Source organism: Yersinia proxima, from assembly GCF_902170785.1.
GTDB lineage: Bacteria > Pseudomonadota > Gammaproteobacteria > Enterobacterales > Enterobacteriaceae > Yersinia > Yersinia proxima.
Window position 1 is genome coordinate 210,887 of sequence record NZ_CABHYG010000001.1, and the last position, 12,970, is coordinate 223,856.

Consider the following 12,970-nt stretch of genomic DNA (forward strand, 5'->3'; position numbering starts at 1 on the left):
AATTTTTAAGCTTAGCGGCAGGCACAATGGGAAAAATTTATCAAAGTGCTGCGAGCAAACCTGATTTTTGTGATTATTGTAACAAAATTAATCTAAGAATAAATGACATTAATCAGTCTTGAAGGTGGTTATCCTTTGAGCTTTTCATTCATGGTAGTAATGTGTTAAGAAATCTGATTCCGGACAAAAGGATGCTTGTGAAGACGCCAACTAACCCTCTTCTACTGTGGCTTAAAGATTTTCTTAGAAAACGCCAGCTAACAGTAACAGATGGAAGAGCTCTCTATGCCTATCGATGCGAAGATGTCGAATTCGCGAAACTGGCTCAGATTCTTAGCAGTCATGTCCCTCGGAGCTATCCCAAAACGGTCTTTATTTCTTACAGCGATGCTTTGTTCTGTCTTTATGCAGCCGAATTTATTCGTCGGAATCACACTGCTGGCCATCCCAAATGGGATGCTATTTTACAGTCCATAAACTGGCAAATTCCATATCAGCATCGCCAGAAGCTTGTCAGTGAAGGTATACGCTACTGGAAAAGAGAAGTGAGGAGTCTGGGGCAAGCTTCAGGCTACTTACATACACTAGCCTGCGAAGGTGGATTGCCAGTACGAATGATAGAAAATGAGAGTGGTTATTTAATAAACTACTTCAGGCGGATTTATCAGGCTTTGAGAGGGTCACAAGGTAATGTCTCAGCAGTTAAGATTGCGGAAGACTTGAGTGACACTATTCCAGGTACAATGCAAAACGAGCTTGTCTATGAAGTAGCGGGTGAATTTTGCTGGACGCTTTCTAAACTTCTTAACGAAAGTGGTCATCAGGGGGGAGATCCTATTGCCTCACTACGCAAGACATTGCCAAACTGGCATCACCAACTACCTCTCGTTCTCCTGGAAGAAAATGCAGCAGAAATAGTCAGGCGTTTACTTTCACAAACATCTGAAACCCGAGTCGCTTCTGGCATCTTAATAGAAAGAATTTGGATAGATGTCGATGACAGTTGGTTCTGTGACGCGCGCTTCCGTTTTCCTGGCATGCTACGTACTGAACAGCTTAAAGCCTTATTTGAGTGTGAAATACAACAAGATCAATCGCGACTGATTATTTCTGCACAATGGATAAATGGTGGAGCACGTCTGGCAATGCTAAGTCGTCATGAACATCAAGATTGGCGGATTGAGTTGTTGCCAGCTGCGACACAAAAAATCTCAGGCATGGAGGCTATGGGAGAAATATCATTAATGTTGTTTGATGGGCCAGCGCTCATAGGCAGGGGAATTCCGAAAGGAGGATACGAACTGGCAGAAGATCTCCCTTGGGTTTTTGAAGCTATGAACGAGAGTGAGTCACAGCTGAAATTATTCGGAATGGGTTCTGTTAGTTCTGTGCAAGCAGCTCTATTTATCTCATTGCCTGCAAATAGCAATCTGGATATCAGTGGTGAGGGAGACTTCGATATTCCACGACTTTTGACGAATAGTGCACGTAGTCTCACGAAAGTCAGTGGTGTTTTTAGCGTTATTTTGCAAGATGGTGCCATCTGTACTATTCGTACTCGGCAGATATCTGATTCATCGACTGAATATTTTATTAAACCATCAGAGGTCGATCTTGTTAAGTCGGATTATCCTGTTCATCGAGCCTGGCCTAAAATTGCCTGGAAAAAAGACCTTCAGCATGGGATTGTTCCCGAGCCGGAACTTTATTGGCGCTCAATACGTTCAGGGAATATGACATGGTCCTTAGTCTCAACTTCAATGCCTAAAGGGCAAGTTGAAGTACGGCATGTGGTTAATAATGAAGTGTTATTCAGTGGTCGGATGGTTGTTCTACCAGCAGATTTTGATATTAAAATTGTTCCCGACTCAGCCCAAAAAGGAATTATTACTCTTTCCGGGATTGCTGAAACGCGGGTAGAACGTTACACAAATAATGAAAATTATTTATTAAAAACTGACTATCTGGCTCAAGAGTGCATAGTTCCTTTCGATGGTAGTGTTTCCAAAAATATCACAATAGACCTGCGTGTTACCTGGCGGGATGGTTGTAACCTTAAGCTATTATTACCCTCTCCAGTGGCAGGTGGTCGATTTGTTAATCATGAAGGTGAGACATTTTCTGAAGGTATTGCATCAGTAGACCATTTACATGGGGTGAGCGCTGACTTGCTAACAATATCTCCAGTGGGAAAAGGTTTTCTAAATATAGAGTTAAAAGATGAGAACCCACTTTCTAAAAATTATCATTTTTTATCCATGGATATTCCATTATTAACTGGGCGCAATGAAAGCTTACAACAAATTTCACTATATGAGAAATATAACCTCTTAAAATCACTTCTAGCGTGCACATGGGCGAGAAATAGCTCATTACATCTTGATTTCTACGCTGAGAAATTAGGAAAAGTCGGTTCAACGCTAAACGTAAAACGATATGATGGTAAGTTTATTGAACGAGATGATCGTCTACATATTGATGTTCAGGACGCAATTAGCTTTCCACAAGATCGAGCTAGTGAAATAATTGTACAAGCAGTTTCACTTACAGATCCTGCTTCATGCGTTATGACCTTACAGAAAGATGCATTAGGTTATGATTTTTCGTCAAAGAGTGATAGCAGTGGGCCTTGGTTAATAATTGGCAAGCTAGATAACTATATTCGGGTTGAACCATTATTAAGATGGCGCGATAAATTACCCGTACACGATGAACTGTTAATAAAATCACTTTGTGAGCCGGAGCAGTCAAAACGTAAGAGTGAGATAAACTCACTGCTCTCCGATGTAAAAAACAATCCATTACAGCAGTCTGCTTATTCAATAGTCGAGTATTTAAAAAAATATAAAAGCTCTGATGACTTACCTCTGCATGTGCACGATTTGTTTAATAAACTATCCAGGGACCCACTGGCTTTAATTCAGCTCTTAATCACATCCTGTTTATCTGGTGATAGTGAGCTTATTTACGATATGCAAAATGAATTGCCATTCTCATGGGGTTGGATTCCATTCGAAAATTGGAGGAAATCTTTTCATGATTGTTATGTTTCTCTTGCAACTCAGTTTGGTGATGAAGCGCTGGCGTTAAATATATTACAGCCATTTGTTGTATTTATTAGTAATAGAGCAGCGATTGACCGTCGATTCGCAGCGATTGCCAATATGCTTCAAATGAATTTGAAATTATCACAATCAGTCTGTGTCGGAATTCCATCTGTTGATCGTGAGCAGTTTAATGAAGCAAAACAGATGCTGCTACGTACTCCGGATAGCTTTGGCCGTGTTGGAACCTTTACCAAGGAACAATGGTTAACTGCTATATCGCCTGATCTGAAATCTATATTTAAAAAGTTTTGGATCGAAGACAGTTACCAACAAAAATTTGAGAAACTATTTAATTTGATGTTGGTCGCCGCGTTGTTATCTCATAAAGATAATAATGTAATGCACCAGCTTTCTTCACTATTTGAAATACACTATCAACAAGCCCCGCAACAGTTGGGGGTCATTTATCAGTATTATTTTGAGCAAGCAGGAGTTTGTCATTGATGAAAGTCCAGCAACTACATTATGCGCCGCTTTTAAATCAACTTCATCAGCGTGCAGTGCGTTCGGTGGTGAGCCAACTGGCATTGCGTAGCAAATCGCTGACTGAGTATCTGGAATCTCAGTACTTCAGAGCACCAGGACAACAAGGTTCTCTGCTTGCCGATCCCGTATTTGAAAGTACTTTTGGTTGGATGCCTGCTAGTGAAACAATGGATGGTCTTCGAGACAAGCTCATATCTAACCATTTGGTTAATGCACTCAGTCATGCACCAGTGCCCTTTTCCCACCAGCTAACAGCCTGGCGTACTATTCTTGAAGATAAACAGTCCTTATTAGTGAGCAGTGGTACTGGGTCAGGAAAAACAGAATGTTTCATGGTCCCTGTACTGGAGGACCTGATTCGACAGCAAGAAGCGTACAGGCAGCCACTGACGGGGACTCAGGCTATTTTTTTGTACCCGCTTAATGCCCTAATCAACAGTCAGCAGGAACGGTTACGTGACTGGACCAAAGGATTTAAAGGAAAAATTCGCTTTGCGCTTTATAACGGTGAAACGAAACACACGAAATATGAGGTTCAGGAAGAGCAGAAAAAAGTTCCAGAACAAGCTTTGAGTAGAGAGGAAATATACGAGTCCCCACCTTCTATTATGGTAACGAATACCACCATGCTGGAATATATGCTTATTCGACGTAAAGATGCTCCTATCGTTGATAAGTCACAGGGGATGTTGAAATATATCGTTCTTGATGAGGCGCATAGCTATATTGGTTCCCAGGCGGCAGAGCTGGCATTATTACTGCGCCGTGTCATGCAGGCCTTTAATGTCGGTCCAGGGACTGATAATCCTGTTCAGGTCATTGCAACATCGGCCACGATTGGTGAAGATTCAGTCGAGGGCAATCAAGAATTGGCAAAATTTGTCGCTGATTTGGCTGGTGTGACTGAGCCGAATGTAAAAGTGATACGTGGTTACCGCCAGATCCCACCTATATCTGATACGCATATTCGAGCTGAATTTCCGTCATCTTTATCTTCACTAAATAATCTTACCCCGACAGAACTTTATCAACAGCTTTGTCAGTACCAAGTTACGCAAGAACTACGGCGAGCATTAACTCAGAAAAAAAATCCTGCAGTGCGTTTAAGTGAATTACTGGTTACTGCCCGGCATATCTGGCCGGAAATATCAAACCGTGAGTTATTGCAATTACTTGATCTGATGGCTAAAGCTCGTGTAGATACATCAGATTATTCGCTAGCTTTTACCCCTTTACGTATGCACGGGTTTATTCGAACTCTGGCTGGGCTATGGGCGTGTTCAAATCGGCAATGTGACCATAAATCTCCTGAATTGCAGAATAAGGATTGGTCGTTTGGACAAATTTGGTCTGAGCAACGCCTGTTTTGTGATTGTGGCGCACCAGTCTTTGAGGTACTTCGTTGTTCCGGCTGTGGCACAGCTTATTTATCGGCAAAGGAAGAATTAAAAAACGATGGCACTACATGGTTATCTGCACAACCAACTGTTGCCGATGAAGACGAGTTTGCTCTTGAAGTAGACTTATATCGTGATGATGAAGATGAAGACAGCGAAGAGAGCGGTCACCAGTTTGATCGTCTTTTAGCTGATACCGGTGAGAAAACATTTGTCTCACTCGAAGAGAACAGCCAAGGGAAAATAGTCAGTAATTCCGCAGTTGGTTATGAAGTGAATTTGCTGAGACCGGAAAACCGTGATGTAGGAAAATCGACGTTTTTTACTTGTATTTGCTGTGGTGATGCTGAGCGGAAAAATAACCCTTTATTTCGCCCACTGCGTTTGGGGGCACCTTTCTTTCTAAGTGACATTATTCCAACGTTACTTGAATTCTCCCCATTACCAAAAAACCTGGAAGAACAGCAAGGGCCTTTCAATGGTCGTCGATTACTGACTTTTACCGATTCCCGTCAGGGTACGGCACGAATTTCTGCACGCTTACAGCAAGATGCAGATAAATCAACCCTCAGAACCCTTTGCTATCAAGAGTTAGCGAACATAACAGAACGTTCTGCTGGTTTGAGCGACGAGCAGAAAGAATTGCTCAAACCTTATATTTCCCAATTCTCTGTAGTTCCAATATTTAAGAGTGCAGTCGAGGCTTTAAGTAAGGCGATAACCTCACATGAAGTGTTAAGCCCAAATGAAATTCTCGCTTTGAATACCATTACGGCAGCCATCAGTTCACAAAGCGAAGCACATGCTCAGGCAATGGAAGCGTTACTTTCTGGTTCGGGTGGTCAGAAGGTTAAATCTGTTTCCTGGCAAACATTGGTCGAGCAGCTATCCGGTAGTGTAGACCTGGCTGACCGAATGCGAGGTAGTTTCAAAGAAATATCTGGGCTTGATTTAACCAAACAACAGTTTGCCGATTTTTGTCTGTACAGTGAATTTGGACGCCGCCCTAAAAATGCATGGACGTTAGAAAATTTGGGTCTCGTTGCTATTCATTATCCTTTTATTGATAACGTGAATCGTTGTCCTCAGGATTGGAAAAGCCTTCTGCCAGATCCTGACAAGCAACTTGCCGAATGGCGCAATCTACTGAAAATTACCCTTGATTTCTTTATTCGCGAAAACAGTGCTGTCTTTTACGAGAATGAACAATATCCCCGTTGGATGGGGGCACGTTTCCCAGTAAAAATGCTGCAAGGGCCGGATAAAAAATATAAAGAGCAGAAGCGTGATCAACTTTGGCCCCAAATTCGGGATCGCCATTACAACCGGGTTATTAAGTTACTGGTGGCTGTATTCCCAGCTATTCAGCCAGATCAAACTTACTGGAAAGATTTAGTTAACAATTTAATGAAAGAGGCCTGGGATGCCATCAGGCCAAATCTACGTCAATTTGAGTCGGGTTATCAATTTGATATTAAAGAACAAGCTTATTTTTACAGCCCAAAAGAGATCTGGTGTTGTCCTTATACCCGGCGCGCACTTGATGTAACTCTGCTAGGTTACTCACCTTATTTACCTGGAAGTGAAGGCATTGCTCCTGAGAAGGCCGTATTGGTTGAAATGCCTGAATTGCCAATGCGCCACTGGCGGCTGTCTGGTGGCGGTGAGTTGCCAAGAGATGAGCGGTTACAATGGCTGGAAGATGACCCGCAAATCAAGAGCGCTCGTCGTGAAGGTGTGTGGTCTACCCGTAGCGACAGGCTGGCACTGAAGGATGGCTGGTATCGCCTGGAAGAGCATTCTGCACAACGCACACCTCAACAAAACCAGTTTAACGAAAAACTGTTTAAGGCTGGGAAAGTAAACGTGTTGAACTGCTCTACGACGATGGAAATGGGCGTAGACATTGGCGGTATGAGTTTGGTTGCGATGAATAACGTCCCTCCTGCTCCAGCTAATTATCTGCAGCGTGCAGGCCGTGCAGGGCGTCGAGGTGAATCAGCTTCAGCAGCAATTACCTTATGCAAAAATACCGCCCATGGTATGGAAGTTTTCAAAGATCCGCTTTGGCCATTTAACAGTAGTTCCAAGGCTCCACAGGTACGCTTTGAGAGCGAAAGCATTGTCCAGCGCCACGTCAATGCGCTGGTACTTGGTCTGTTTTTAAGGGCGGAAGTGCCGGATGCGACCAAGCTGAGTTGTAAATGGTTTTTTGAGGGTGAAGATAGCCAGTGTCAACGTTTCTTGAATTGGATGAATGGCCAATCAGAAGTATTGGCCAACAAGTTGAAACGGCTGGTTCAGGGAACGATATTAACGTCTCTGACTGCTTCCCAGCTACTTTCCCGTACCAATACAATGATGAAGAAAGCGGAGCTTCACTGGCGTAATCAACTCGCTATTTTGCTGCAAAATATTGAATCTTTGAAAGCAGACAATATTGCCTGGGAAGAGACTCCTGCCGGTAAAGCAATTGCCTATCAATTACGTGATTATCGTAGCGCATATCTTTTTTCAAAACTGATCAGTGAAGCTTTTCTTCCTGGACACGGTTTCCCTGTGGGGGTCGTTAACTTTAACTTCCTGACAGCTGATGAACTTGAAAAGCGTAAAGCTTTAAAAGCCAGTCAATTGGATCAGAAAGAGGGGACAGAGAACTTTTCACGTAGTCTCGAAAAACTGCCAAGTCGTGACTTGCCTACAGCATTGCGTGAATATGCACCGGGTGCCGATGTGGTTTTAGGCGGAAAAGTCTACCGGTCCGCAGGAATTATGCTCGGTAAAGTATTGGGGAGTGGGCAGGAGCTAAAAGGCGACCATCATATTCCGTGGTTCTGGCACTGCCGCCAATGTGGTGCGGGGTCTACCAGCGCAACATATCCTGCAGGTTGTAGCCATTGTGGTGCAGAAAAATCACTACTTACCGTGAGGCGCTATTTGCAACCAGTTGGTTTTGCGACAGATATCCGTTATCAGGCCCATAACGATGTGTCTATGCCCGCACAATTGCCTTATCAGGACCCTCGGGTTCTGGTGCCTTCAGCTGTATGGGTTTCTCTGCCAGATACATCACTGGGGCGTTACCGCTTTAGCAATAGTGGTGAGTTATTCCATTTCAGCGATGGTGAGTTCGGTAAAGGCTATGCCATTTGCTTGTCTTGTGGTCGCACTGAGTCACAAATGGAAGCTGAACGCACACCGGTAACACTCAAAAATCCTGCACTAGAAAATACGCATCTTCTGTTACGTGGCGGCAGTAATGATTGGCAGGGCAGCAGCAAGCTGTGCCATGGTCATGTTCATAAAGATTTGTGGTTAGGTTATAGCAGCCGTACAGACATGGTTGAACTGCAGCTTAATGACGAAAACGGTTTGCTGATTACTGATGATGTTGCTGCACGTTCCCTGGCTGTCACATTACGTGAAGGGTTGGCGCATAAATTAGGTATTGAAAATACCGAGCTGGGCGTCACTATTCAGCAATCACGCGATAGTAACAATGCTTATGGATACTCGATTTTCATCTATGACAATAATGCAGGCGGGGCAGGTTATGCTGTTCAAATAATTGATCTTTTTAGCGAAGTGTTTAACTACGCCAAAAAGTTACTTGATTGCTCATGCGATAAATTCTGTCATCACTGCTTACTCAGTTACGACAGTCAGCACTATGTCAGTAAGTTGGATCGCCATCGTGCCTTACCATTGCTCACCAGTACGCGTTTGCAGATGTTGAAACTTGCACCGGAATATCAATTCTTCGGGCCGAGCAGCCGGGTTGAAACTATCCCTCTAATGCTGCGTTTATCGCAGCATCTTAGCTCAGGGCGTTACGGCACTCTCTCATTGGTAATATCCGGAGTGACAGAGGAGTGGGATTTTGCGCAGTGGCCATTATTGAAGGATGTACTGCGGTTTGCATCCTCGGGAGGCAAGGTTGAACTGCTAATCACCTCCGCATTAGCTGAGTTACCTGAGAAAATACGCCATCAGTTGTCGGCATTGTCAGCGATGCCGGGTAATACATTATGCATCCGTCCTATCACTGAGATCCAGCTTGCTCAGAATAAAGGTCGCTGGTTGGCGCAAATTATTGGTGATGATCATTGCCTACAGTGGGCCGCAGGCAATGATGCCATTACCATCCCTGGTGAAAGCTGGGGGCAGAGTGCAACAACTCCTGTTGTATCTTGTCAGGTGTCCGCTGCTAAGGATTACCCTGGAAATGCGCTCTCCCCGGAAGAACTGTTACCTAAGTTGCCCGCGGGAGCTGTTCGAATCCATTTGTCCCACCAACTTGATGGCCCATTGGAAGGTTTCGGGGCACGTTTCTGGGCGCTTATAAGCAGTCAACACCCATTCTGGAAGCGTGCTTTCACCGAAAAACGTGAAATAGCTCAGGTGCAATATAGCGATCGTTATGTGAATAGTCCTTTCACTGCACGTCTGCTGGCCGAACTTTTGACTGAATTGGTCGAACAAGGAATGGCAGAACGAGCGGCACTCTCGATATCGGTGAAAAAGCTCGACTACAGTTCGCGTCAACATGACTCATTGTTTAACGCCTGGCTCAACGAGCAAGACAGGGAGCAGGTGTTGAGAACATTGCTGGAAGAAGGATATCTGGGCCCTGCCTGGTCAGGGAATATTTCATGGTTTGTTGGTGATAACCGAACGACTGACCATGGCCGCGAGTTAACTGTGTCATTCAAAGATGGTAGTGAAGGTTATCTACTGCTGGATATGGGGCTTGGCTACTGGCGCTGCCAGGGGGATTCATTCTTTGACTTCGAAGAGCATCCTTCCCGGCAAGTCGAAATAGTCGCTTCCAGTAGGGCAAATCTCATCGCTCCAGATAATGGTCTGCGAAGCTACATTATTGTCGGGTAATTGAAGGCCCCCTGCCTGTTCAGGGCAGGGGGTTGACGAAGCGCACTATTCTCATGTCTCTGGTTAATAAATAAACTAAATTATTGCGAGATGTCCCCCATTAAGCCATCACATTAATCAGCCATCGTGATACTCTTTAACTCCCTCTTTTTTATCGCAGTATGCCGTGCTGGTGCCGATAAACCGCCGATTTGCATTGCTGCTACAACAGACAGAAAAACCGATGAACGAACAAAATTATGCACCCGGAATGCGGGTAGTCATTCGTGACGCAGAGTGGCGTATTCGTCGCGCAGACAACAGCGGTGATGGTGGTCACTTGCTTATTTGTGACGGCATTTCGGAACTGGTACGCGGTAAAGAAGGGTTGTTTCTGACAGGGTTGGAAGAAAATATAGAAATACTGGATCCTGCAAAAACTAAGCTGGTAGAGGACGACTCCGCCAACTATCAGGCGTCACAACTTTATATCGAAAGCCAGCTTCGCCAGCGAGTGCCGACAGATAATTTGGTTCACTTCGGCCATAACGCGGCGATGGATTCGATGCCTTTCCAGCTTGATCCAACGCGGATGGCGCTGGCGCAGCCACGCCAGAGAATTTTGATTGCCGATGCGGTAGGCCTTGGCAAAACGCTCGAAGCGGGAATTTTGGTTTCTGAATTAATCCACCGTGGGCGTGGGAAACGTATCCTGGTGTTGGCAGTCAAGTCCATGCTTACTCAGTTTCAGAAAGAGTTCTGGAGCCGTTTTGCGATTCCTCTTACCCGTCTTGATTCTGCAGGTTTGCAAAAAGTACGCAACCGTATCCCCACGAACCACAACCCGTTTCACTATTTCGATAAAACGATTATTTCCATCGATACCCTGAAACAAGACATTGAATACCGTCACCATCTGGAAAATGCCTGGTGGGATATTATTGTCATCGATGAAGCGCATAACGTCGCTGAACGAGGGACCAGCTCCTTACGCAGCAAACTGGCAAAATTGCTTGCCGGGCGAAGCGATACGTTAATTATGCTCTCTGCGACCCCTCATGATGGTAAAGCTGAAAGTTTTGCCAGCCTGATGAACATGCTTGACCCCACTGCGATTGCTAATCCTAAAGAGTATGAGTACGCAGATTTCGCGGATAAAAATTTGGTTGTGCGTCGCTTTAAGAAAGACGTCAAAGACCAAATGGCTGGTGAGTTCCCGGAACGAGAAATCAAGGCCTTGAAACGAGAGGCGACATCCGCAGAAGAAGAGGTTTACCGCCGTCTTCTGGAAAGTAAATTCCGCGATGACGACGATGAAGATACTTCAGTAAACAAAGGTCGTTTGTTCAAAATCACGCTGGAGAAAGCTCTGTTCTCCAGTCCTATGGCTTGTGCCAGCGTGGTTGCGAACCGTTTGAAACGCCTGGAAAGCCGTAAAGAAATTAATAGCCAGAGCCAAATTAACGAACTGCATTCTCTGCTGCTGGCTTTGAATAATGTTGATGCCAGTCAGTTCAGCAAATACCAGTTATTACTGGAAACCATCCGCAGCGATCTCAAATGGAAAGCCAATAACAGCGACGACCGTCTGGTGATCTTTACCGAGAGCATAAAAACGCTGGAATTCTTGCACCAGCAACTGCTTGCTGACCTCAAAATCAAACCAGAGCAAGTCGCAACATTACGTGGCGACCAGGGCGACACTGTGCTGATGGAAACTGTTGAAGCCTTCGGTAAGCAACAGTCACCATTGCGTTTGCTGATCTGTTCGGACGTGGCATCGGAAGGTATCAACTTGCACCACCTGAGCCACAAAATGGTTCACTTCGATATTCCCTGGTCGTTGATGGTATTCCAGCAACGTAACGGGCGTATCGACCGCTACGGCCAAAAGCACGTTCCACAAATTCGTTACCTGTTAACTGAGGCGAATGAGCCGCAAATCAATGGCGATATGCGCGTTCTGCAAGTGCTGATCAACAAAGATGAGCAAGCGCAGAAAAATATCGGTGACAGTTCAGAATTCACGGGTAAGTTTACCCAGGAAGAGGAAGAAGAGCAGGTCGCAGGCTACATGATGCAAGGTAGCGATAACGGTGCCAGCCTCTTTGATGAGCTATTGAACAGTAACGTCGGTGAAAGTGCTGAACACGATTTATTCAGCGAACTGAGTAATGTGGTTTCCGACGACATTCAGTCACTAACGGCCACTGATACCAGCCTCTTCGCTGATGAACAAACCTACTGTGAAAAAGCCCTGGGTTATCTGAAGGCCAGTGGCCAACGTATTCAATTTGAAACCTTGCCTGATAACACTCTGTCGCTGGTGGCACCGGAAGAATTGCGCCGACGCTTTAATCAGCTTCCTCCAGAAATCACCCCGGAAAATGGCCAGCTTTACCTAAGCCAGGATAAAAAAGTTATCACTGATTCCATTATCCGTTCCCGTGGGGAGCAACACGCCTGGCCAGATATTCATTATCTCTGGCAAATCAACCCGGTGGTGCAGTGGTTAGATGACAAAATGCAGTCTGCTTTTGGTCGCCATCAGGCCCCGGTAATTCGCCTGCCGCATCTATTTTCGCCAGATGAAGACCATTTTATTCTCTCTGGCTTGTTCCCGAATCGTAAATCCCACCCGATGGTGAATTCATGGCTCGTGGTGAGTTTTAATCTTGACCAGCTAACCGGGAGTTTGCCGTTTGCTGAATTCCTGGCAAACAATCCGCAGCTTGGCAAAAAACTGACCAATGCCGGTGGCGAGCAACGCAACCACCAGCGCCAGCAGCAACTACTGGAAAAAGCGATTGACCATGCTCGCGATGTTTTTGCACACGATCGTCAGGCTTTTGAAGACAAAATTAACCAACAGCTCAATGAACATCTGGAAAAGCTAGAGAAACTCAAAGGGCGTCAGATAAGCCAGCTGGAAATGGATTTTGCTGAAAATAAACAGCAAGAGTCAGTTAAACAGAGCCGTAAAGAGCAGCGCCAGCGTGAAATTGAACACAACTTTAACAGCTATATCGAATGGATTGAGGACACGATGACGACAGAAAAACAACCCTACATTCAGGTCATTGCTGTTATCACCGGAGCGGAGGGTTAATC

The 12,970-nt window shown here is 45.0% G+C and carries 3 protein-coding genes; all 3 read left to right on the plus strand.

The genetic code is table 11. The features are described from left to right. The first annotated feature begins 191 nt into the window (after positions 1-191). The 3 genes from FTB31_RS00960 to FTB31_RS00970 all read left to right on the plus strand — a co-directional run bounded on the left by FTB31_RS00960 (position 192) and on the right by FTB31_RS00970 (position 12,968). Positions 192-3,551, plus strand: a complete 3,360-nt coding sequence (locus tag FTB31_RS00960) for an STY4851/ECs_5259 family protein (RefSeq protein WP_227720461.1) — start codon at positions 192-194, stop codon at positions 3,549-3,551. Beyond that, positions 3,551-9,880, plus strand: a complete 6,330-nt coding sequence (locus tag FTB31_RS00965) for a DEAD/DEAH box helicase (RefSeq protein WP_227731007.1) — start codon at positions 3,551-3,553, stop codon at positions 9,878-9,880. Before FTB31_RS00960 ends, FTB31_RS00965 begins: the two co-directional genes overlap by 1 nt. A gap of 223 nt (positions 9,881-10,103) precedes the next feature. Further along, positions 10,104-12,968: a DEAD/DEAH box helicase gene (locus FTB31_RS00970; RefSeq protein WP_227720464.1), complete on the plus strand. Its 2,865-nt coding sequence runs from the start codon at positions 10,104-10,106 to the stop codon at positions 12,966-12,968. The last annotated feature ends 2 nt before the right edge of the window (positions 12,969-12,970 follow it).

What these genes read in the sequence shown, in the direction of transcription:
- FTB31_RS00960 (WP_227720461.1), top strand. Translation starts at nt 192, where the DNA reads ATGCTTGTGAAGACGCCAACTAACCCTCTTCTACTGTGGCTTAAAGAT.
- FTB31_RS00965 (WP_227731007.1), top strand. Translation starts at nt 3,551, where the DNA reads ATGAAAGTCCAGCAACTACATTATGCGCCGCTTTTAAATCAACTTCAT.
- FTB31_RS00970 (WP_227720464.1), top strand. Translation starts at nt 10,104, where the DNA reads ATGAACGAACAAAATTATGCACCCGGAATGCGGGTAGTCATTCGTGAC.